The organism is unidentified bacterial endosymbiont, from assembly GCF_918797525.1.
In the GTDB taxonomy this organism is placed as follows: Bacteria; Pseudomonadota; Gammaproteobacteria; order Enterobacterales; family Enterobacteriaceae; genus Enterobacter.
The window spans coordinates 4,701,001-4,723,865 of the sequence record NZ_OU963893.1 but is presented as its reverse complement, the minus strand read 5'-3'; the positions used below and the strand labels follow the sequence as shown (position 1 = coordinate 4,723,865).

The following is a 22,865-nucleotide window of genomic DNA, read 5'->3' as shown; positions in this document are numbered from 1 at the left end:
TTTGCCGGTACTCTGGCAGCGCTACTGGCGCAGCGGCAATCCCGGCGACAGCGTGCTGGGGCGTGGCTGGAACATCATCCGGACGACAACTGGTCAGAGTATGACATCAGCGGCGGACGCTGGTGTTATCAGCCGTTACATGAACATTCCCCCGCCTGGCTGGAGGATGACGTCTGCCTGGTGAGCTACGCCTACGACGACGGCACGGATTTACTGCGCAGCCATGAAGACAGCAATGGCCTGCCGCGCGTGGTGGCATACCGCAACAGCGCAGGCGAACAGCTTGATTTTCATTACCATTTTGTCAGCGGGACCCGGCGTGCCGTTCGTGACGACGGCGCACAGGCGCACTGGCTGCTTGACGATGATGACAACGTTGCCCGCTTTACGGATTTTGACGACCGGCAGTTCTGTTTTGTCTGTCGTGACGGTGAATTATGCGATGTTATCCTGCCTGACGGCCGAAACCGACCCGGCCGGGCGTACCCGCCGCTGGCACTACGACCCCAGAGGCAACCTGCTGCGACTGGAGAACGGCAACGGCGGTGAGTACCGGTTTACGTATGACCCGACAGGCCATCCGTTAAGCGAGGTCCGCCCGGATGAGACAGATTTTCCCGTCGAAAAAACAGAATAATGGATCAGTTGAAATCGCTTTTTTTTGATGCATTATCTGCTGCTATTTCTCTACAGACTCATGTTGTTATCGTCACTGACGCAGATAGCTGGCTGATATTCAGCAGTAGAAGGATGCAGTTTGAACTGAATTTTCGGGATGAGGAAAAGCGAACGGTAGGGTTTGGCCTGAAGACGAGCAGAAGTCAGAGCGGGGAAAGGCGGCTGATATGGATTTTCTGGGGATCCCTCTCCCTACAGGGGAGAGGAAAGAAGGCAATTACGCCTGTTTAGCGGCTTCAGCTGCTTTAACGATCACCGCGAAAGCGTCAGCTTTCAGGGATGCACCGCCAACCAGCGCGCCATCAATGTCTGGCTGGGTGAACAACTCGGCTGCATTCGCTGCGTTAACGGAACCGCCGTACTGGATGATCACTTGCTCAGCTACTTTAGCGTCTGCTTTAGCAATGTGGTCACGGATGAATTTGTGAACCGCCTGAGCCTGCGCAGGGGTTGCAGATTTGCCGGTGCCGATTGCCCATACTGGCTCGTAAGCGATAACCGCGCCTTCGAACGCTGCCGCGCCCTGCGTTTTCAGCACAGCGTCTATCTGACGCGCGCAAACTTCTTCCGTTTTGCCCGCTTCGTTTTCTGCTTCGGTTTCACCGATGCACAGAACGGGCGTCAGACCCTGCTCTTTCAGCACGGCGAATTTCTTCGCGATAAACTCGTCAGATTCTTTGTGGTAAGTGCGACGCTCAGAGTGGCCAATGATGATGTATTTCGCGCCGATATCTTTCAGCATCTCAGCGGACGTTTCACCGGTGAATGCGCCAGACAGGTTAACGTCAACGTTCTGAGCGCCCAGAACGATATGGCTGCCATCAGCAGCGCGTTTAGCCAGGTCGAGATACATATCAGGCGGAGCGATAGAAACCGCGCAGCCAGTCACGCCAGCCAACTCTTTACGCAGGTTCGCAACCAGCTCGTTTACCATATGGCGGCTGCCGTTCAGTTTCCAGTTACCCATCACTAAAGGATGTCGCATTTCAATTCTCCACGCTAAATTAGCGAATTAAGGAATATGGCCGCCCTGACGGGCAGCATGGTCTGTGAATCAGTATAGAGATTTTCCCTTGAAAGGCTTTGCTTTTTGTCATTAATTCGCCCCTCCAGTTGAGTCCGAGAGTGCCAGCTTAATCGGTTCAACAGCGAAGGTCAGCCCCTTTTCGCCGTTATCTGCTACCACATAACGAATGGCCCCTTCGGTAGTAGCGTAGTAGCGTTTGTTTTTACCAACGGTCAGCAGTTTTTGTAGCTTTTGTTGGCTCTGCGTGTGGGTCATCGCTGGGGTAAAAGCCTGCAAAATTGCGCTCATGTATTCAAGCGCTTTGGCCTTCGCCGCTTTTTGCTCGGGCCCCTGTATCGGCAGCCAGGTTATCTGCATGCTTTTAATTTTTAACGTGCCGCGTTCCAGCGCAGTGGACGCGTACAAATTCTCGTTAATCTTGCTGGCCGCGCGGGTCAGCGTTGGGGTATCGCGGGCACCCTCTATGGCGCGAAACTCGTCCAGCGCTAGCGTGGGGTTAGTCTTGTTGAACGTCTCGCGAAACTGACTGATGGACTGATCGAACGAGGGGGCGCCGGCTAAAAGATAGGGTGCTATCACCGGAGCCGCAGTTTCGGCGGCGCGCAGGGTAAAGCTGGCGCTCAGTATTGCGCAACACAGGAAAAGAGAGTGTGTCGAAAATTTCATCAACATTGCCCCAGGCCGTAGTAGCTCATGATTAAATCGATATCTGGTCGGCTTGTCAAAAGGTCACAACTCCAGGGTAAAATGCACGCGACAGAATAATAAGGAACCTTACATGACCATACAGCAGTGGCTGTTTTCGTTCAAAGGGCGTATTGGACGCCGTGATTTCTGGGTCTGGATAACGACGTGGGTCGTTGCCATGCTGCTCCTGTTCTTTGTGGCCTATAACGCGTGGCTGAGCGCGCAAACTGCCGCGTTTGCGCTGGTCTGTTTGCTGTGGCCAACGGCCGCTGTGGTGGTGAAGCGCTTGCACGATCGCGGTCGTTCCGGCGCGTGGGCATTTCTGATTATTCTGGCGTGGATGCTGGTGGCAGGTAACTGGGAAATGCTTCCGTCCCTTCTTCCGTGGGTCATGGGCAGGCTATTGCCGGCGGTTATCTTCGTGATGATGATTGTCGATCTGGGCGCGTTTATTGGCACCCAGAGCGAAAATAAGTACGGTAAAGATACCCTTGAGGTGAAGTACCGCTGATCACCAGTAGTGTTCGGCGGTCATATGGCCCGGTCGGCGGCGAAGATGTTTCGTCATTTGCCGGGTATCCTTCAGAAGCTGCTGTGTGTCCCGGACCATCTGCGGGTTGCCGCACAGCATGACGTGGCTGGTTACAGTGTTCATCGGCAAGCCAACCGCTTCTTCCAGTGCGCCGCTTTCAATCAATGCCGGAACCCGGCCCGTCAGTGAACCCGCCGCCGTTTCGCGGCTAACCACGGTCTGGATTTTCAACTTTCCGTCGTACTGCTGTTCCAGCTCCTGCATGTGCGGCAGATAGCTTAAATCTGCGGCATAACGTGCAGCGTGAACCAGAACAATGTTTTTGAAGCGTTCCAGGTCTTTGCCGTACTGCAGAATAGAAAGATAAGGGCCAATGGCCGTGCCGGTTGCCAGCATCCACAGGGTGTCGCAGTCCGGAATTTCATCCAGAACAAAGAAACCTGCCGCTTCTGCCACAATTTGCACATCATCACCAGGCTTCAGTGCCGCCAGGCGTGGACTCAGTTTACCCGCCGGGACGGTAACCAGATAGAACTCGAGATCCGGGTTATCGGGTGCATTGACGTAAGAGTAAGCGCGCTGCACGCGTTCGCCGTCGACATCCAACCCCAGTTTTGCGAATTGCCCGGCCGTAAACGGATGGACGGGAGCATGGAGGGTGAGACTAAATAGCGCGTCGGTCCAGAACTGTACCTTTGTGACTTTACCTGTAACCCAATCTGCCATGGCATTCTCCCGTCTGCTGTCATTGCCCTATCTTCGTTCGTTGAACGCAGGATTTCCAGCCCATTTGGACCGGAAAGCTCTATCGATCAAACGGTTTTACAGAATGTGCGTCTGTACGTCCGGGTCTTTACGATCGAGATAATGGATCGACTTAATGCGGCGAATGGTGCGCGATTTACCGCGGATCAGCAGCGTTTCAGTGGTCGCCATATTGCCCTTACGGGTAATGCCGTCCAGCAGGTCACCTTTGGTAATGCCGGTTGCGGAGAAGACCACATTATCACTGCGCGCCATGTCGTTAAGCGCGAGGACTTTATGGGCTTCGATGCCCATCGTCTCGCAGCGAGCCAGCTCTTCTTCACCGATACGACGGTTCTCATCGCTGTCGCCTTTGACCTCGTGACGCGGCAGCAGACGCGCCTGCATATCCCCGTCCAGCGCGCGGATCACCGCAGCAGACACCACGCCTTCCGGCGCGCCGCCGATACCGTAGAGGACATCCACTTCGCTGTCCGGCATGCAGGTCAGAATGGAGGCGGCAACGTCGCCATCAGGGATGGCAAACACGCGCACGCCCAGCTTTTGCATCTGCGCAAGGGTGGCGTCGTGGCGCGGTTTCGCCAGAATGGTAATGGTCAACTCGCTTAGCGGTTTCCCCAGTGCTTTAGCGATGTTGTGCAGGTTCTCTTCCAGCGACAGGCTGAGGTCGATAGCGCCTTTTGCGCCCGGGCCGACAATCAGCTTTTCCATATACATATCGGGTGCGTTGAGGAAGCAGCCTTTATCCCCCACGGCCATCACCGCCAGCGCGTTGGCCTGGCCCATCGCCGTCATGCGGGTGCCTTCGATCGGGTCGACGGCGATATCCACGGCATCGCCTTTACCCGTTCCGACTTTTTCACCGATGTAGAGCATTGGCGCTTCGTCGATCTCGCCTTCACCAATCACAATGGTGCCATCGATATTGACCTGATTAAGCACAATTCGCATGGCATGGACCGCCGCGCCATCTGCGGTATTTTTGTCGCCACGGCCAAGCCATTTATAGCCTGCCAGTGCGGCAGCTTCGGTAACGCGGGAAAACTCGATAGCAAGTTCACGTTTCATGAGGTACTCGTGCAATCAAAAGGAATTGCACGAAGTTTACCATAGAGTGGGGATAGTGCGGTTTAAGCCCTCACCCTAACCCTCGCCCCTTTGGGAGTGGGCCGGGTGAGGGGAACATTACTCTTCGTGCTCTTCCCACGCCAGGGCGCGTTTCACCGCTTTCTTCCAGCCGCTGTAGCGGTAGTTGCGTTCGGTGGTTTCGATGCCCGGGCGGAATTCGCGTTCGATCACCGCTTTTTCCTGCAGTTCGTCCAGGTTCTGCCAGAAGCCTACCGCCAGACCGGCGAGATAAGCCGCACCCAGCGCCGTCACTTCACGCACTTCAGGACGTTCTACGCGGGTGCCCAGAATGTCAGACTGGAATTGCATCAGGAAGTTGTTGGCAACTGCGCCACCGTCTACGCGCAGGGCATGCAGACGAATACCGGAGTCTGCCTGCATCGCTTCCAGCACGTCGCGCGTCTGGTAGGCAATGGATTCCAGCGTGGCGCGAATGATGTGGTTAGAATTCACGCCGCGCGTCAGGCCGAAAATCGCGCCTCGCGCATACGGATCCCAGTACGGTGCGCCCAGACCGGTGAAAGCAGGTACCACGTACACGCCGTTAGTATCCTTCACTTTGGTGGCGAAATACTCGGAGTCGAAGGCATCGCTGATAAGCTTCATTTCATCACGCAGCCACTGAATGGATGCACCCGCCATAAATACCGCTCCTTCCAGAGCATAGTTCACCTCACCGCGTGGGCCGCAGGCGATGGTGGTCAGCAGGCCGTTTTCTGATTTCACGGCTTTCTCACCGGTGTTCATCAACATGAAGCAGCCCGTACCGTAGGTGTTCTTCGCCATCCCTTCCTTAACGCACAGCTGGCCGAACAGCGCCGCCTGCTGGTCACCGGCGATACCGGCGATGGGAATACGCGTACCGCCTTTACCGCCGATGTTGGTTTGGCCGTACACTTCAGAGGACTTACGCACCTGTGGCAGCATGGCGCGTGGGATATCCAGCGCGTCCAGCATCTTGTCATCCCACTCCAGCGTGTTGATGTTAAACAGCATGGTACGCGAGGCGTTGGTGTAGTCGGTAACATGGACGCGTCCCTGCGTCATCTTCCAGATAAGCCAGGTGTCGACGGTGCCGAACAGCAGCTCGCCGCGTTTTGCGCGCTCACGTGAACCTTCCACGTGGTCAAGGATCCACTTTACTTTGGTGCCGGAGAAGTACGGGTCAATGACCAGCCCGGTGGCGCTACGAATGTAATCTTCCATGCCCTCGCGCTTCAGTTTCTCGCAGATTTCCGATGTGCGACGACACTGCCAGACGATGGCGTTATAAATCGGCTTGCCGGTTTCGCGCTCCCAGACCACGGTCGTTTCACGCTGGTTGGTGATCCCGATGGCAGCTATTTCGTCGGAACTGATATCAGCTTTCGCCAGCACTTCGACCAGCGTAGAGCTTTGCGACGCCCAGATCTCCATTGGGTCGTGTTCTACCCAGCCTGGACGAGGATAAATTTGCTCAAATTCGCGCTGTGACACGCTGACGATATTCGCGTCATGATCCATTACGACAGCGCGGGAGCTGGTGGTGCCCTGGTCGAGTGCAACGATATATTTTTTTTCGGTCATGTTTTTTGTCCCGTAGTCAGATTACAGCGAAGCGTTTTGTTGTGCGGTCGAAGCCGTCTCTTTCTCTTCTTCCACACAGGTGTCGCACGGTAAATGGCGACCAATTAATTTGCGATAGCCGAATGCACCCAGTGCCGCCCCGATGATTGGCCCGAAAAGCGGTACCAGGAAGTAAGGAATATCTTTGCCGCCGGTGAAGGCAACGTCGCCCCATCCGGCAAAGAAGGCGAAGGTTTTGGGTCCCTGGTCACGCGCCGGGTTCATCGCAAATCCAGTCAAGGGACCCATCGACGCACCAATAACGGCGATCAGCAGGCCAATCAGCAATGGCGCCAGCGGGCCGCGGGGAATGCCGTTGCCATCATCGCCGAGCGCCATAATAACGCCCATCAGAATAGCGGTAATCACCATCTCAACGGCGAACGCCTGCACCAAATTGATATGCGGATTGGGATAGGTAGAGAAAATACCTGCCAGATCCAGACTTTCGACACTGCCGCGCACCATATGGTGCGTCTGTTCGAAGTCGACGAAAAGATTGTAATAAAGCCCGTAAACTAACGCCGCAGCACAAAACGCGCCGGCAAATTGAGAAATAATGAAAGGAACGACTTTGCGTTTGTCGAAGCACGCGAACAGCCACAGCGCGATGGTCACCGCCGGGTTAAGGTGTGCGCCAGAAACCCCTGCAGTCAGGTAGATGGCCATCGCCACGCCCAGACCCCAGATGATACTGATTTCCCACTGACCAAAACTGGCACCAGCCACTTTCAGCGCAGCGACACAGCCCACTCCGAAGAATATCAACAACCCGGTACCAAGGAACTCGGCGATGCACTGGCCTTTTAAGGTTGATGTCTGACTCATAATCGGAATCCTGAAAAAAATGAATGATTATCGTTAGCGTGGCCGCCCGTGACAACCACGATGTCCTGTAGACACGGTGTTAATTTATCGTTAACGAGCAAAAACGAGAAATATCGAAATCAAAATGTGTGGTCTGCATCAATAAAATGAGCGTTTTCGCGCCACAAAGCGCATTTTTGCGTCACGGGAAAATTGTGAGCTGAATCATTTCATTAACTAAAGAGTTAACAATTTAGAGGTATATGCCGCGAACGCACCAGGATGAGGCTGAAAAGTGTTGCAAACCGCGATCTGCGCGGTGTGCCGCTGGACAGGGGCGACGGGGCTTCATACAATCGGCATATGTTGTGCGCGTTTACATTAAAGCGTCGCCTTGCAATTCAGGAGAGGTAGAATCATGTCTTTAGAAGTGTTTGAGAAACTGGAATCGAAAGTACAGCAGGCGATTGACACCATCACCCTGCTGCAAATGGAAATTGAAGAGCTGAAAGAGAAGAACAACAGCCTGTCTCAGGACGTTCAGAACGCTCAGCACAGCCGAGAAGAACTGGAGCGCGAAAACCACCAGCTGCGTGAGCAGCAGAACGGTTGGCAGGATCGTCTTCAGGCGTTGCTGGGACGGATGGAAGAGGTTTAATTTCCTCAGGAAATACAGATCCAAAAAGCCGGGTAAGGCGTCTGCCCCACCCGGTTTTTTTATGGTTCATGCTTATGTTGTATTACTCGATATCCAGTGCATCCTCGGAAAGGATAATACCGGTATTATCGGCGTACAGATGGTCGCCGGAGAAGAAGGTCACGCCGCCGAAATTCACGCGCACGTCGCTTTCGCCAATCCCGTCACCCGCTGCGCCGACCGGAATCGCCGCGATGGCCTGAATGCCGATATCCAGGTCTTCAAGATCGTCCACCTGACGCACTGAGCCGTAAACCACTATCCCTTCCCACTCGTTTTGCACGGCAAGACGGGTAAGGTCGGCATCGATAAGGGCACGGCGAACTGAACCACCGCCATCGACCAGCAGAATGCGACCACGGCCGTTCTGTTCGAGCAGATCGTACAGCAATCCGTTATCCTCGAAACATTTCACCGTGATGATTTGTCCGCCAAACGAGGACCGTCCTCCAAAGTTGGAGAACAGCGGTTCAACGACGTTGACATCTTCCTGGTAGATGTCACAAAGCTCGGAGGTATCGTATTTCATAGGTTTAACGCTCTATTGCTGCGAATGTGTTCAGTATATCGTGCGAAATGCGTTGTTGGCAAAATCATCAATTGTTAATTGATATTTGTCAGTTAACTCAGCGTCTGGCTTAAGACAATCCCTATAACGAACAACAGGTTAGTCAGCAGCGCACCTTTGACCGTGCGTTCCAGCATGGGTGGCATGGCTGCAGGGCTGAGTTCACGCATAACAAAATGGGCCTGCTTCATCAGCAGCGGTGCGGCCAGAACAAACAGCCAACCCCAAAGGCTGTGCAGGGAGAGCAGATTAAAAAGGGCCAGACAGATTAGCGCGCCAAGCAGCAGGCAAGCGTGATAGCGACGGGCATTAACCGGCCCAAGGCGGACAGCCAGCGTATTTTTGCCGTTTTCACGATCGCTGTCGATATCGCGCAGGTTGTTGATGTTCAACACCGCCGTTGCCAACAGGCCACAGGCGGTCGCAGGAAGGAACAGTGCAGGGATGAGCGTATGCGCCTGCAGATACCAACTGCCCATCACGCTTAGCCAGCCAAAGAACACCAGAACGGAAATATCGCCCAGACCAATGTAGCCGTAGGGACGCGTGCCGACGGTGTAGGTAATGGCCGCGATGATGGCGAGCAAACCTAATACCAGAAAGCCAACGAAATCGCTGGGTGACTTAGAGGCGACGGACACCAGCGCCAGTCCAGACAGACAAATCAGCGCCACGGTGATAATCAACGCCCGCTTCATCTGCGCCTGGGTAATCGCCCCTTTCTGCATCCCACGCAGCGGCCCGATACGGTCTGGCTTGTCGCTGCCTTTCACCGCATCGCCGTAATCGTTGGCAAGGTTAGAGAGGATCTGCAGCAGACCCGCGGTGATAAGTGCAAGCAAAGCCACCAGCGGATCAAAATGACCCTGCCACCAGGCGAGAGAGGTACCAACGATAATCGCAGCGAATGCCAGAGGAAGAGTTTTAGGGCGCAGACTTTCGAGCCACGCCTGAGTACGGCTGATATCAGTCATAGTTATTAAGCCAATAAAAATGGGGCTTTTCAGCCCCATTAACAGTGATGAGAATGCAATAACCGCGATTATAAGATAAAACGGCTCAGATCTTCATCTGCCACTAACGCATCCAGGTGTTTGCCCACATAATCTGCGTCAATGGTAATGCTTTCGCCATTCAGGTCGCTTGCATCATAGGAGATGTCTTCCATCAGGCGTTCCAGCACGGTGTGCAGACGACGCGCACCGATGTTCTCGGTGGATTCGTTCACCTGCCACGCGGCCTGGGCAATACGTTTAATCCCGTCTTGCGTAAACTCAATGTTCACGCCTTCGGTCGCCATCAGCGCTTTATACTGTACGGTCACAGAGGCATTTGGCTCGGTCAGGATACGCTCGAAGTCTTCGGTAGTCAGCGCCTGCAGTTCCACGCGAATAGGCAGACGACCCTGCAGTTCCGGGATCAGGTCAGACGGTTTTGCTACCTGGAATGCGCCAGAGGCGATAAACAGGATATGGTCTGTTTTGACCATCCCATGTTTGGTGGAAACGGTACAGCCTTCAACCAGCGGCAGCAGGTCGCGCTGCACGCCTTCACGCGAAACATCCGGGCCGGAGGATTCACCGCGCTTACAGATCTTGTCGATTTCATCGATAAACACAATGCCGTGCTGCTCAACCGCGTCGATAGCGTCCTGCTTTAGCTCTTCCGGGTTTACCAGCTTCGCCGCTTCTTCTTCAATCAGCAGCTTCATGGCATCTTTGATTTTCAGCTTGCGCGCTTTTTGCTTCTGGCCGCCCAGGTTCTGGAACATGGATTGCAGCTGGCTGGTCATCTCTTCCATGCCCGGAGGCGCCATAATTTCGACGCCCATCGGTGCTGCAGCGAGATCGATCTCAATCTCTTTATCGTCCAACTGACCTTCACGCAGTTTTTTGCGGAAAGCCTGACGCGCAGCGGAAGGTTCTGCCTGCTGTTCAGCCTGACCCCAGTTATTTTTCGCCGGTGGGATCAGCGCGTCGAGAATGCGCTCTTCGGCCATCTCTTCGGCGCGGTAGCGGTTTTTCTCGATAGCCTGGACACGCACCATTTTAATTGCAGAATCGGTAAGATCGCGAATGATGGAGTCGACTTCTTTACCCACATAGCCCACTTCGGTGAACTTGGTGGCTTCAACTTTGATGAACGGCGCATTAGCAAGCTTTGCCAGGCGACGGGCGATTTCGGTTTTACCGACACCGGTCGGGCCGATCATCAGAATGTTTTTTGGCGTGACTTCGTGGCGCAGGTCTTCATCAAGCTGCATACGGCGCCAGCGGTTACGTAGAGCGATTGCCACGGAACGCTTGGCATTGTCCTGACCGATGATGTGTTTGTTCAGTTCGCTGACAATTTCGCGTGGGGTCATTTCAGACATGGGAGATCCTTACGCTTTAGAGGACAATTCTTCGATGGTGTGGTTGTGGTTGGTATAAATGCAGATATCACCTGCAATATCCAACGCTTTCACCGCGATATCGCGTGCATTCATGTCGGTGTTTTCCAACAGCGCGCGGGCAGCCGCCTGGGCATAAGGGCCGCCAGAGCCGATAGCGATCAGGTCGTTTTCGGGCTGAATGACGTCACCGTTTCCGGTGATAATCAGCGAGGCGTTTTCGTCCGCCACGGCCAGCAGGGCTTCAAGCTTACGCAGCATACGATCGGTACGCCAGTCTTTCGCCAGCTCAACGGCGGCTTTCACCAGATGACCCTGGTGCATTTCCAGTTTGCGTTCAAACAGTTCAAACAGCGTGAAGGCATCGGCCGTGCCGCCTGCAAAACCGGCGATCACTTTGTCGTTGTATAAACGACGAACTTTCTTCACGTTGCCTTTCATGACGGTATTACCCAGCGTGGCCTGGCCATCACCGGCAATGATCACCTGGCCGTTACGGCGTACACTTACTATTGTTGTCACGAGCAGACCCCCTGGTTACAAATTCGGCAAACAGAAGCCCTGAGCCAATGCTCAGGGCTGAATAGAATGATAGATGGGGGGGATTTTGGGGGTTTCAACCCCCGGTTGCGAGTCGAATGCAGTTTGTGTGCCCGGCCACTTTCAAACGGGAAATAGTGCCATCGGCATTTTCTTTGCCTTTGACTGGCCCAATCACTACGCGATTCCAGCCGTTATTGGTGGTTATGCGTGAATCAAATCCCTCAAATGCCAGCTGTGCACGCACGGTTTCTGCCTGCTCTGCGCCTTTAAATGAGCCGCACTGAACCATCCAGCGGCGTTCATCTTTCTTCTCAGCTGTCTTTTTCGGGACTTCTGTCTCTTTAGTCACCGGCGCGGCGGGCTGTGTTTTCGGCTGCTGCGCGGTAGTATGTGCTGGTGTTTGCAACAGATCCTGATACGGCTGAGTGGTTTGTTTTTGCGGCTGTGCTTTAGGCTGTTGCACTGGCTGCGACGGCACCGCACGTGCCTGCTGCTGCGCTTTAGGCTGCTGAACCGGCTGGGTTTGCGCCCACTGCTGTTGCTGCCGATTCTGAAGTTGCGTCTGGCGCTCACGCTGCAACTGCAACGTTTGCTGGCGCTGCGCCGGCGTTTGTTCATTCCACGGGACTTCGTTCAGCTGTGTAGGCTGCTGACGCATATCGGCCTGCATCTGAGCCAGTAGTTGACGCTGTTCATTAGTCAGTTGATCGGCGTTTTTCACTTCGCCGCCGGCAGAAGGTTCTGTCGGCGCACGCACGCCAGGCTGGCGGCTTTCCAGCTCTTTAATATAGCGCCAACGCTCTTCCGGCTTCGGCGGCAGACCATTTCCGACAACTTTATTGCCCTGAAGCGCCTCAGACTCTTCTTTTTTATGGTGCGTAATAAAGTACAGACCGCCAATAAAGGCCACCACGACAGCTGCAGCAATCGCGACCATTGCTGGCGAGACTGCGGACAGGTTACGTTGCTTGCTTTTTGAACTGCTCTTTTTGCGTCGCGAAGGTGCCGGCTGGCCGCGACGTACATAATCTCGTTGTGCCACTATCGTTTCGCTGTATTTATTCGTTCGTCAGCCCGCCATGTTACTTAAGCGGCGGGGCTTTGACCAGATAAGGGTGTCCTAAAGACGTCTACGTTAAGTCAACGCCTGAGTCGAGCCGCGCACAATCAATTCGCAGTCCAGTAACCGTGAACCGCTACTAACTGTTTGACCGTGCAGCTGATCCAGCAGTAAAAGCATGGCTTCACGGCCAATTTGGTAGCGGGGTTGCGCCACGGTCGAGAGCGGTGGATCGCAAAATTCCGAGAGAGAAATATTATCGAAGCCAATAATAGACAGGTCTTTCGGTACGCGCAAACCACGGCGTTTGGCACAGGAGAGTGCGCCCAGCGCCATGACATCGCTGTGACAGAACACCGCAGTAGGCGGTTCAGACAGCGCCAGAAGTTTCTCCATCGCCTGCGCGCCGGCTTCAAAAGTAAAATCACCGCGTGCAATGTAGTGCGGGTCGACGGTGGCGCCAGTGCGGCGTAGCGCCTGCACGTAGCCTTGCAGCCGGTAATGGCACAGCGGCATCTCTTCCGGCCCGGCAATACAGCCAATGCGTTTATGCCCCAGTTCCTGAAGATAGTTTACGGCGTTGAACGCGGCGGTCAGGTTATCGATATGCACCGTCGGCAGCTCCAGCTCTGGCGCGAACTCGTTGGCCATTACCATCGGTGGTAAATTGCGTTGCTCTTCAATGCTGGCATCAAACGGCAGACGAGAACCGAGCAACAGCATGCCGTCGATCTGTTTGGTAATAATGAGATCGATAAAGGTTTTTTCTTGCTGGTTCTGGTGGGCGCAGTCGCCAATCAGCACCAGGTAACCCTGTTCGGCAGCCGTGATTTCGATACCGCGAATAATCTCGCTGAAGAAGGGATCGCAAATGTCCGGCACAATCACCAGGATAGTACGTGATTCATTACGCTTCACGTTACGCCCCATCGCCTGCGGGTAATAACCCACTTCAAGCGCGGCTTGTTCCACACGATTACGAGTCGCCTGGGAGACTTTATCCGGGTTCATCAGCGCGCGGGACACGGTTGCCGTTGAAACTTGTGCTTTCTCGGCAACGTCTTTCATGGTCGCCGTAGCAACCTCTTTCCTGGACTTCAACGTCTTCTCCTCGCCTGAACACCGAACTTGTGACTACACCATTTTTACAGATAGTTAATGGAAGCGGTTACAGAATTTTCATAAAAAATGTGAACAATATTCAATTTTTCGATCCGCCTTCAACCTTCAATCGGATCGACATCAAGAACCCATTTCACTTTACGGGCTTCCGGCAGGGTGTTGATCAGCGCCAGCGTGCCGCTAACGATATGCTGCAAGCGGATGCGGGAGGGGTGCTGGAGCAAAATCTGCCAGCGAAAACGTCCGCCGCGTTTGGGGGCCAGCGCGGGAACCGGCCCCAATATCCACAGCTGATTGTCCACCAGAGGGCTGGACTGCAGAAGGTTTCTTAACTGCTGAAGGAAGAGTGGCGCTTGCTGGTTGTTATGATCTTCCGCGCGGATGATGACGTGGCTGGTCCACGGCGGGAGCTGCATGGCCTGGCGTTCAGCCAGCGCCTGTTCGGCGAACGCATCATAGCCTTGATGCAGCAAGGTTTGCAGCAGGGGATGTTCGGGATGGTGCGTCTGCAATACCACTTCGCCCTGCTTGCCCGCGCGTCCGGCACGCCCTGCGACCTGGGTATAAAGCTGGGCAAAGCGCTCAGCGGAACGGAAATCTGCGGAGAACAGCGCTCCGTCAACATCCAGCAGCGCAACCAGCGTGACGTCCGGGAAGTGGTGCCCTTTCGCCAGCATCTGGGTGCCAATCAGGATGCGTGCGCCACCGCGATGGACTTCCGCCAGCTGTTGTTCCAGTGCCCCTTTTCGGCTGGTGGTATCCCGGTCGATACGGGAAAGAGGAACCTCCGGGAAGAGGGGCCCGAGAGCGTGTTCGAGCTGTTCGGTCCCCAGACCCACCGGCACAATATGCGTTGAACCGCACGAGGGGCACTGGCGCGGGACAGGACGCTGGCTGTCGCAATGGTGGCAGCGTAAATGACGTTGAGCCTGATGAAAGGTGTAGTAGTGGTCGCAGCGTGGACATTCCGCTATCCAGCCGCAGTCGTGGCACAGCAGCGCCGGGGCGAATCCGCGTCGATTAAGAAATAAAATGACCTGGTTGCCCGCCTGCAAATGCGCGCGCATACGGGTAATCAACGCTGGCGCTAGCCCGGCCTGCACCGGCTGGCCTTTCAGATCCAACACATGTTGGGTGGCCGGACGGGCATTTCCCGCGCGACGCGTCAGGCGCAATATATGGTATTTGCGCTGGCGTACGTTATGCAGCGTTTCGAGCGCGGGCGTAGCGGACCCCAGAATAATGGGTATTTGTTCGCTGTGAGCGCGATATACCGCTAAATCACGGGCATGGTAGCGCCAGCCTTCCTGCTGTTTATAGGAGCTGTCGTGTTCTTCATCGATAACGATAACGCCGAGATTTTTGAACGGCGTAAACAGCGATGAACGCGTGCCAATCACAATCGCCGCCTCGCCATTTTTGGCTTTTAGCCAGGCGCTCAGGCGCTCGCTGTCGTTCAGCCCGGAGTGCAGTACCTCAACCGGCGCATTAAAGCGTTCGCGAAAACGGGCGATAGTTTGTGGCGTCAGGCCAATTTCGGGCACCATCACCAGCGCCTGTTTGCCTTGTGCGAGCACGTTTTCCAGTACGCTCAGATAGACCTCGGTTTTACCTGAGCCGGTAACGCCCGCCAGAAGCCAGGCGGAGAAACGATCGCAGGCGCTATGAATGGCACCCACGGCGGTGGCCTGCTCGGTGTTCAGACGCAGGCGATCGCCCGAAACACAAAAGCTGTCGCGCCAGTCAACCAGCGCGGGCGCTTCGCTGCCCAGTTCGCTCAGCCCTTTCTTTCGTAAGGCCTGTAATGCCGTTTCGCTGATCTCAAGCTCGTCAACCTGGTGCCGCCAGATTTTGCCCTGACGCAGCGCCGCCAGCGCCTGCTGCTGTTTTTGCGAGCGCTTCAGGCTGTTGATGTCCACCGCCTGGCCCTGACCGGTGGCAAACCAGTACCACATTGGCGCGTGGCTGGCGCTTTTGCCCTGGCGCAGCATTATCGGCAGGGCGTGAAACAGGACGTCGCCGATGGGATGATGATAGTAATCTGCCGCCCACAGCAGCAGTTGCCAGATGCAGGTGGAATAGACGGGCTCGCTGTCCAGCACCTCTACCACCGCTTTCAGTTCAGTGAGCGGTAACTCGCTTTTATCGCTGACGGAGACCACAATCCCCACGCGCTGCTGTTTGCCAAACGGCACGGTCACGCGACAGCCCGCACTGGCGCTCATGCTGTCGGGCAGCAGATAGTCAAAGGTGCGGGGAAGCGGAACGGGCAGGGCAACGTGAGCGACGGGCATCTAATCTTCCTGACTTGAAAAGTGGCGCGTTAGTATACACATTAGTGAAAGCGGCGTGCGGATCTGTTTGCATAGGCTGGTTAAATTCTGTATGATTCGCCGCCTTTGGTGTATTTTACGCCAAAGAACTTACATTCAACATCGCGTGGTGTCTGGCGTTAGGGCTGGAAGAGCGACGCGGCCTTAACTGAGGTTCTCCCATGAAAAAAGATATTCACCCGAAATACGACATGATTACTGCAAACTGTTCTTGCGGTAACTCTATCCAGATCCGCTCCACCGTGGGTCACGATCTGAACCTGGACGTGTGCGGCAAATGCCACCCGTTCTACACTGGTAAGCAGCGTGACGTTGCAACCGGTGGCCGTGTGGACCGCTTCAACAAGCGTTTCAGCATCCCGGGCGCTAAATAAGCATCCAGAAGAAACCGCCTCCGGGCGGTTTTTTTGCGTCTGTTATATTTTTCCTGTATAAATCCTCACATTATATACGCATTATATATGAATGATGTATCACAGATGTCATTAATATATTTGCCTGGTGTATTCTTTAACGGAAAGTGAACTGTATCTTCATTTTCTTGAATTCTTTGCCACAGTTTTTCTTTTTGTGTCAAAGAATAAAAGGTTTCCCTCATTTCGTAAAATTACACTGCGCTCGACATACATTCTTATTCGCCAGTTTAACTGCATTGGCTTTCAGGGCGTGTTTATTTCGAGGGAAATAGTATGAAAATGAAAAAATTCTTATTTGTGCTGCCATTACTCTCCTGTGCGGCGCAGGCAGGATACGTTGATTATCGACACGAGTATTATGACGACGGACGTAACTACGACCGTGTGTACATGTCACACCGCTTCGGCACCGGCTTTGGTGTGGCAGTGGAGGCGGTATCGCGCTCTGATGAAAAGCAGTCAAACGACGCGCTTAATAATATGGAAAGTAACAGCAATGAATATACCGCCAGCTACCAGTTCACCTGGCAGGGATTTATATGGCAACCGGGTGTCGCCGTGGAAATGGGCGATGACATGGCTATTTATAAACCTTACCTGCGCGTACAATATAATATTAATGACAGCTGGTGGACCGCGTTCCGTTACCGGACAGAATACACCCGCCGCAATGCGGACGGAAAAGACGATCGTATGGTTTATCGTCCGGAAATGTGGCTAGGTTATAATATCGATAACTGGATGTTTGAACTCAACGGGATTTATAAAATCGCCGATAACGAAAACCTGTATAACAACAAAAAAGAAGATTACGAATATAACTTCCGCGTGGCTTACAACATCAACGCCTGGATCCCCTTTGTCGAAGTGGGGAACGTCTCTTCCGGCTATAACACCGCCACCAGCGATGACCGACAGACGCGTCTGCGCGTGGGTTTAGGCTACAACTTTTAAGAAACCATCCCGCTGAGTAAACTCAGCGGGATCGCATCGCAGCGTTAATATTCCCACGTGTCCGGATCGATACCCAGCTCACGCATGATTACTTTCGCCTCTTCCGGAATTTCATCACTACGCTCTTTGCGCAGATCTTCATCGTTAGGCAACGGTTGGCCGGTAAACGCGTGCAGGAACGCTTCGCAAAGCAACTCGCTGTTGGTTGCGTGACGCAGGTTGTTCACCTGACGACGCGTGCGTTCATCGGTGAGGATCTTCAACACCTTCAGAGGAATGGAAACCGTAATTTTTTTTACTTGTTCACTCTTCTTACCGTGCTCAGCGTATGGACTGATATATTCGCCGCTCCATTCAGCCATGAGATACCTTTAATCCTCTCAGTCATTAATCTAAAGGTGCAAAACCTGTAACCGTCGATTTTGAACCGTAATCTTACGTAGTTTACCGTAGAGACGATACCGAGGCACGGATATTGCCGCTGCAGCGTGCACTAAAGCATATAATTTTAACGGCTATTTGCGCATTGCTCAATCTATACGCAAAGAAGTTTAGATGTCCAGATGTATTGACGTCCATAGCTTCAATGTTTACTCTGGTGCCTGACTTTTCACCTACATCGCCAGGAAGCCCTCACCATGACGCGTAAACAGGCCACCATCGCAGTGCGTAGCGGATTGAATGATGACGAGCAATACGGCTGCGTTGTTCCGCCGATTCATCTTTCCAGTACCTATAATTTCACCGGCTTTAATGAACCCCGCGCGCATGATTACTCGCGTCGTGGCAACCCTACGCGTGACGTGACCCAACGCGCGCTGGCGGAGCTGGAGGGTGGCGCAGGCGCGGTACTGACCAATACCGGAATGTCGGCGATTCACCTGGTCACGACCGTGTTCCTGAAACCTGGCGATCTGCTGGTTGCGCCGCATGACTGCTACGGCGGCAGCTATCGTCTGTTCGATAGTCTGGCTAAACGCGGTTATTATCGCGTGCTGTTTGTTGATCAAAACGACGAACAGGCGCTAAAAAAGGCGCTTGCAGAGCAGCCGAAGTTGGTGCTGGTGGAAAGTCCAGGCAATCCATTGCTGCGCGTTGTGGATATTGCGAAAATTTGTCAGCTCGCAAGGGATGCGGGAGCGATAAGTGTAGTGGATAATACATTTCTCAGTCCGGCCCTTCAGAACCCGCTGGCGCTGGGTGCAGATCTGGTATTGCATTCATGCACTAAATATCTGAACGGCCATTCTGACGTGGTAGCAGGCGTGGTGATTGCAAAAGATCCCGACGTTGTCACGGAACTGGCATGGTGGGCCAATAACATTGGCGTTACCGCCAGCGCCTTTGACAGCTATTTGCTGTTACGCGGCATTCGTACGCTGTCGCCGCGCATGGACGTTGCGCAGCGCAATGCCCAGGCGATTGTCGATTTCCTGAAAACGCAGCCGCTGGTGAAGAAGCTTTATCACCCGTCGCTGCCGGAAAACCAGGGACACGAGATAGCCGCGCGTCAACAAAAAGGATTTGGCGCGATGTTAAGTTTTGAACTGGACGGTGACGAGCAGACGCTGCGTCGCTTCCTGAGCGGGCTGTCATTGTTTACGCTGGCGGAATCTTTAGGTGGGGTTGAGAGCTTAATCTCCCACGCCGCGACCATGACGCACGCAGGTATGGCACCAGAAGCACGTGCCGCCGCCGGTATTTCTGAGATGCTGCTGCGTATTTCGACCGGTATTGAAGATTCTGAAGATTTAATTGCCGATCTGGAAAATGGCTTCCAGGTTGCAGCCAAGGGGTGATCATGAGTGTGATAGCGCAGGCAGGGGCGAAGGGTCGTCAACTGCACAAGTTTGGTGGTAGTAGTCTTGCTGATGTGAAGTGTTACCTGCGTGTCGCAGGGATCATGACGGAATATTCACAGCCGGGTGACATGATGGTTGTCTCTGCGGCGGGCAGCACCACCAACCAGTTGATTAGCTGGCTGAAACTGAGCCAGACCGATCGCCTTTCTGCGCATCAGGTGCAACAGTCTTTACGCCGCTACCAGGGCGAGCTGATTGCTGGCTTGCTGCCAGCAGACGTAGCGGATGGGCTGATTAGCGCCTTTACGAACGACCTTGAGCGACTGGCGGCCCTGCTGGATAGTGGGATAACCGATGCGGTGTACGCGGAAGTGGTGGGCCATGGGGAAGTGTGGTCCGCGCGTCTGATGGCCGCCGTTTTACAGCATCTGGGCGTTGAAGCCGCCTGGCTCGACGCGCGTGATTTTCTGCGTGCCGAGCGCGCCGCTCAGCCGCAGGTAGATGAAGGCCTGTCTTACCCGCTGCTGCAACAACTGCTGGTGCAACATCCCGGCAAGCGCATAGTCGTTACTGGATTTATCAGCCGCAGTAATGCGGGCGAAACGGTGCTGCTGGGGCGTAACGGCTCTGACTACTCCGCAACGCAAATCGGGGCGCTGGCAGGCGTTTCCCGCGTCACCATCTGGAGCGATGTGGCCGGGGTTTACAGCGCTGACCCACGTAAGGTGAAAGATGCCTGCCTGCTGCCGCTGCTACGTCTGGACGAAGCCAGTGAGCTGGCGCGTCTGGCGGCACCGGTCCTGCACGCCCGTACCCTGCAGCCGGTTTCCGGTAGCGATATCGACCTGCAGCTGCGCTGCAGCTATACCCCGGATCAAGGCTCTACCCGTATTGAACGCGTGCTGGCCTCCGGGACCGGAGCGCGGATTGTGACCAGCCACGACGACATCTGTTTAATCGAGTTCCAGGTCCCTGCGGGCCTGGACTTCAAGCTGGCGCACAAAGACATCGACCTGATCCTCAAACGTGCTCAGATTCGCCCCCTGGCCGTAGGCGTGCACAATGACCGCCAGTTACTGCAATTCTGCTACACCGCCGAAGTGGCGGACAGCGCGCTAAAAATTCTTGATGAAGCGGGCCTTCCGGGCGAGCTTCGCCTGCGTCAGGGGTTGGCACTGGTGGCAATGGTGGGCGCGGGCGTTACCCGAAATCCGCTTCACTGCCACCGGTTCTGGCAGCAGTTAAAGGGCCAGCCGGTTGAATTTACCTGGCAGTCGGAAGAGGGCATTAGCCTGGTCGCCGTGCTGCGTAAAGGGCCAACCGAGAGCCTGATTCAGGGCCTGCACACGACGTTGTTCCGCGCGGAAAAACGTATTGGTCTGGTGCTGTTCGGAAAAGGCAACATCGGTTCCCGCTGGCTGGAACTGTTTGCGCGCGAACAAGAGACGCTTTCGGCGCGTACCGGGTTTGAGTTTATTCTTGCAGGCGTAGTGGATAGCTGGCGCAGCCTGCTAAATTACGAAGGGCTGGACGCCAGCCGTGCGCTGGCCTTCTTTAACGATGAAGCGGTAGAACAGGATGAAGAGTCGCTGTTCCTGTGGATGCGCGCCCACCCATACGATGACCTGGTGGTGCTGGACGTGACGGCAAGTGAGCAGCTCGCCGACCAGTACCTCGATTTCGCCAGCCACGGTTTCCATGTGATCAGCGCCAATAAGCTGGCGGGTGCGAGCAGCACCGACACATACCGCCAGATCCACGACGCGTTTGAGAAAACCGGTCGTCACTGGCTCTATAACGCCACCGTAGGCGCAGGACTGCCAGTTAACCATACCGTGCGCGATTTAATTGAAAGCGGCGACAGCATTCTGGCGCTGAGTGGGATCTTCTCCGGTACGCTCTCGTGGCTGTTCCTGCAGTTTGATGGCACAGTCCCGTTCACTGACCTTGTCGATCAGGCGTGGCAGCAGGGCTTAACCGAGCCGGATCCGCGCGTTGACCTCGCCGGTAAAGACGTCATGCGCAAGCTGGTGATCCTGGCGCGTGAAGCGGGCTACGACATCGAACCCGGACAGGTTCGCGTGGAGTCGCTGGTGCCTGCGGGCTGTGAAGAGGGATCTGTCGATCACTTTTTTGAGAACGGCGACGAGCTGAATGAGCAGATGGTGCAACGTCTGGAAGCGGCAAACGAGATGGGTCTGGTGCTGCGTTACGTAGCGCGTTTTGAAGCGAACGGTAAAGCACGCGTCGGTGTGGAAGCGGTACGTCCTGAACATCCGCTGGCGGCGCTGCTGCCGTGCGACAACGTCTTCGCTATCGAAAGCCGCTGGTATCGCGATAACCCGCTGGTGATCCGTGGCCCGGGCGCGGGGCGCGATGTGACCGCCGGGGCGATCCAGTCTGATATCAATCGTCTGGCTAAGCTTCTGTAACCCTCTCTCACCCCGGCCCTCACCAACGGCGTGAAGGGGTAATCGTTCCCTCTCCCCGCTGGGGTGAGGGGCCTTCTTACCCCCAACATGAACTCCCTTCATCTTGCCTGAACATCCCTCACCGTTATTGTTGATTATTTCTATTGACGCCACCGCGCTTTTCCGTCATTTTTACATCTGGACGTCTAAACGTATAGAAGTTCACAACACAACAAACAACGACACGCGATTGATAGGGGTAAGGTATGAGCTTTTTTCACGCCAACCAGCGGGAAGCACTGAATCAGAGCCTGGCTGAGGTAAACGGCCAGATTAACGTCTCTTTTGAATTTTTCCCGCCGCGCACCAGTGAAATGGAGCAAACCCTGTGGAGCTCTATCGATCGCCTGAGCAGCCTGAAACCAAAGTTTGTCTCCGTGACCTACGGTGCTAACTCCGGTGAGCGTGACCGCACGCACAGCATCATCAAAGGCATTAAAGACCGAACCGGTCTGGAAGCGGCCCCGCACCTGACCTGTATCGACGCCACCCGCGATGAACTGCGCGCCATTGCCCAGGATTACTGGAATAACGGCATTCGCCACATTGTGGCCCTGCGCGGCGATCTGCCCCCAGGCAGCGGTAAGCCGGAAATGTACGCATCAGACCTGGTGGGCATTTTGAAAGGCGTGGCGGACTTTGATATCTCTGTTGCGGCTTACCCTGAAGTTCATCCTGAAGCGAAAAGCGCCCAGGCGGATTTGCTCAACCTGAAACGTAAAGTCGACGCAGGTGCGAACCGTGCTATTACCCAGTTTTTCTTCGATGTTGAAAGTTATCTGCGCTTTCGTGACCGCTGCGTCTCGGCGGGCATCGACCTTGAAATTATTCCCGGCATCCTGCCCGTGTCAAACTTCAAACAGGCGAAGAAATTTGCCGACATGACTAATGTGCGCATTCCGCTCTGGATGTCTAAAATGTACGAAGGGTTGGACGACGACCCGGAAACACGCAAGCTGGTGGGCGCAAATATCGCCATGGATATGGTGAAAATACTCAGCCGTGAAGGGGTAAAAGACTTCCACTTCTATACGCTAAACCGCGCGGAGATGAGTTACGCTATCTGCCATACGCTCGGCGTTAGACCAAGCGTGTAACAAAAAAAGCCCTCTTCGGAGGGTTTTTTGATTTATAAGGGTTTTATTTTTCTGCCATATCAGTAATGCTGCTTAAGCCGTGATTAAGTCACATATTTTCAAAGTGTAATTAAACGGAATTAACTATCGAATCTGTGGGTTATCCCAGCTATACCTTATCAATAAAGGCATATATCGTAAC

Annotated in this window: 21 protein-coding genes and 1 pseudogene; 8 read left to right on the top strand and 14 right to left on the bottom strand. The window is 54.6% G+C overall.

Annotated features, from left to right (window positions below; all coding sequences use genetic code 11):
• Position 1: 1 nt before the first annotated feature.
• Positions 2–625, top strand: a pseudogene (locus NL510_RS22530) (hypothetical protein); the annotation flags it as partial.
• Between the two features lie 270 nt (positions 626–895).
• Here NL510_RS22530 and tpiA read toward each other — a convergent pair.
• On the bottom strand, positions 896–1,663 hold the full coding sequence (gene tpiA / locus NL510_RS22510) for a triose-phosphate isomerase (protein ID WP_119938128.1): 768 nt from the start codon (positions 1,661–1,663) through the stop codon (positions 896–898).
• Positions 1,664–1,774: 111 nt separating this feature from the next.
• Positions 1,775–2,371 carry a DUF1454 family protein gene (locus NL510_RS22505; RefSeq protein ID WP_253380532.1) on the bottom strand — a complete coding sequence of 199 codons (597 nt, stop codon included), beginning with the start codon at positions 2,369–2,371 and terminating at the stop codon, positions 1,775–1,777.
• Positions 2,372–2,483: 112 nt separating this feature from the next.
• Here NL510_RS22505 and NL510_RS22500 point away from each other — a divergent pair, with 112 nt between their 5' ends.
• On the top strand, positions 2,484–2,903 hold the full coding sequence (locus NL510_RS22500) for a DUF805 domain-containing protein (RefSeq protein ID WP_253380530.1): 420 nt from the start codon (positions 2,484–2,486) through the stop codon (positions 2,901–2,903).
• Here NL510_RS22500 and fpr read toward each other — a convergent pair whose 3' ends face one another.
• The 4 genes from fpr to NL510_RS22480 all read right to left on the bottom strand — a co-directional run bounded on the left by fpr (position 2,904) and on the right by NL510_RS22480 (position 7,250).
• Positions 2,904–3,650, bottom strand: coding sequence for a ferredoxin--NADP(+) reductase (gene fpr, locus NL510_RS22495; RefSeq protein ID WP_253380528.1), 747 nt, complete (start codon positions 3,648–3,650; stop codon positions 2,904–2,906).
• Positions 3,651–3,746: 96 nt separating this feature from the next.
• Positions 3,747–4,757, bottom strand: coding sequence for a class II fructose-bisphosphatase (gene glpX / locus NL510_RS22490; protein ID WP_253380526.1), 1,011 nt, complete (start codon positions 4,755–4,757; stop codon positions 3,747–3,749).
• Positions 4,758–4,874: 117 nt separating this feature from the next.
• On the bottom strand, positions 4,875–6,383 hold the full coding sequence (glpK, locus tag NL510_RS22485; protein ID WP_253380524.1) for a glycerol kinase GlpK: 1,509 nt from the start codon (positions 6,381–6,383) through the stop codon (positions 4,875–4,877).
• Positions 6,384–6,404: 21 nt separating this feature from the next.
• The gene (locus tag NL510_RS22480) at positions 6,405–7,250 is read right to left on the bottom strand and encodes an MIP/aquaporin family protein (protein WP_253380522.1); all 846 of its coding nucleotides are present in this window, start codon (positions 7,248–7,250) and stop codon (positions 6,405–6,407) included.
• A gap of 397 nt (positions 7,251–7,647) precedes the next feature.
• On the opposite strand from NL510_RS22480, the gene zapB reads away from it, so the two are divergent.
• Positions 7,648–7,887 (top strand): septal ring assembly protein ZapB, encoded by a 240-nt coding sequence (zapB, locus tag NL510_RS22475; RefSeq protein ID WP_253380520.1) that lies wholly within the window; start codon positions 7,648–7,650, stop codon positions 7,885–7,887.
• 82 nt (positions 7,888–7,969) lie between these two features.
• Here zapB and rraA read toward each other — a convergent pair whose 3' ends face one another.
• From rraA to priA, 7 genes are all read right to left on the bottom strand, one after another.
• Positions 7,970–8,455 carry a ribonuclease E activity regulator RraA gene (gene rraA / locus NL510_RS22470; protein WP_253380518.1) on the bottom strand — a complete coding sequence of 162 codons (486 nt, stop codon included), beginning with the start codon at positions 8,453–8,455 and terminating at the stop codon, positions 7,970–7,972.
• A 92-nt stretch (positions 8,456–8,547) separates the two neighbouring features.
• Positions 8,548–9,468 (bottom strand): 1,4-dihydroxy-2-naphthoate polyprenyltransferase, encoded by a 921-nt coding sequence (menA, locus tag NL510_RS22465; RefSeq protein WP_253380516.1) that lies wholly within the window; start codon positions 9,466–9,468, stop codon positions 8,548–8,550.
• A 68-nt stretch (positions 9,469–9,536) separates the two neighbouring features.
• Entirely contained in the window at positions 9,537–10,868 is a 1,332-nt protein-coding gene (gene hslU / locus NL510_RS22460; RefSeq protein WP_253380514.1) for an ATP-dependent protease ATPase subunit HslU, read from the bottom strand.
• A 9-nt stretch (positions 10,869–10,877) separates the two neighbouring features.
• The gene (gene hslV, locus NL510_RS22455) at positions 10,878–11,408 is read right to left on the bottom strand and encodes an ATP-dependent protease subunit HslV (protein WP_253380512.1); all 531 of its coding nucleotides are present in this window, start codon (positions 11,406–11,408) and stop codon (positions 10,878–10,880) included.
• A 94-nt stretch (positions 11,409–11,502) separates the two neighbouring features.
• Positions 11,503–12,471 (bottom strand): cell division protein FtsN, encoded by a 969-nt coding sequence (ftsN, locus tag NL510_RS22450; protein ID WP_253380510.1) that lies wholly within the window; start codon positions 12,469–12,471, stop codon positions 11,503–11,505.
• Between the two features lie 93 nt (positions 12,472–12,564).
• Entirely contained in the window at positions 12,565–13,590 is a 1,026-nt protein-coding gene (gene cytR, locus NL510_RS22445; RefSeq protein ID WP_253380508.1) for a DNA-binding transcriptional regulator CytR, read from the bottom strand.
• A gap of 119 nt (positions 13,591–13,709) precedes the next feature.
• Positions 13,710–15,905: a primosomal protein N' gene (gene priA / locus NL510_RS22440; protein WP_253380506.1), complete on the bottom strand. Its 2,196-nt coding sequence runs from the start codon at positions 15,903–15,905 to the stop codon at positions 13,710–13,712.
• A 200-nt stretch (positions 15,906–16,105) separates the two neighbouring features.
• Between priA and rpmE the strand changes: the two genes are divergently transcribed.
• The gene (gene rpmE / locus NL510_RS22435) at positions 16,106–16,318 is read left to right on the top strand and encodes a 50S ribosomal protein L31 (RefSeq protein WP_253380505.1); all 213 of its coding nucleotides are present in this window, start codon (positions 16,106–16,108) and stop codon (positions 16,316–16,318) included.
• A gap of 315 nt (positions 16,319–16,633) precedes the next feature.
• Positions 16,634–17,314: an oligogalacturonate-specific porin KdgM family protein gene (locus NL510_RS22430; protein WP_253380503.1), complete on the top strand. Its 681-nt coding sequence runs from the start codon at positions 16,634–16,636 to the stop codon at positions 17,312–17,314.
• 44 nt (positions 17,315–17,358) lie between these two features.
• On the opposite strand, the gene metJ is transcribed toward NL510_RS22430, so the two are convergent.
• Positions 17,359–17,676: a met regulon transcriptional regulator MetJ gene (gene metJ, locus NL510_RS22425; protein ID WP_007369220.1), complete on the bottom strand. Its 318-nt coding sequence runs from the start codon at positions 17,674–17,676 to the stop codon at positions 17,359–17,361.
• A gap of 276 nt (positions 17,677–17,952) precedes the next feature.
• Between metJ and metB the strand changes: the two genes are divergently transcribed.
• The 3 genes from metB (at position 17,953) to metF (ending at position 22,684) form a co-directional block, all read left to right on the top strand.
• Positions 17,953–19,113 (top strand): cystathionine gamma-synthase, encoded by a 1,161-nt coding sequence (gene metB, locus NL510_RS22420; protein WP_253380501.1) that lies wholly within the window; start codon positions 17,953–17,955, stop codon positions 19,111–19,113.
• A 2-nt stretch (positions 19,114–19,115) separates the two neighbouring features.
• Complete coding sequence (locus tag NL510_RS22415) at positions 19,116–21,548, top strand: bifunctional aspartate kinase/homoserine dehydrogenase II (RefSeq protein WP_253380499.1); 2,433 nt, start codon at positions 19,116–19,118, stop codon at positions 21,546–21,548.
• 245 nt (positions 21,549–21,793) lie between these two features.
• Positions 21,794–22,684 carry a methylenetetrahydrofolate reductase gene (gene metF / locus NL510_RS22410; protein WP_253380497.1) on the top strand — a complete coding sequence of 297 codons (891 nt, stop codon included), beginning with the start codon at positions 21,794–21,796 and terminating at the stop codon, positions 22,682–22,684.
• The last annotated feature ends 181 nt before the right edge of the window (positions 22,685–22,865 follow it).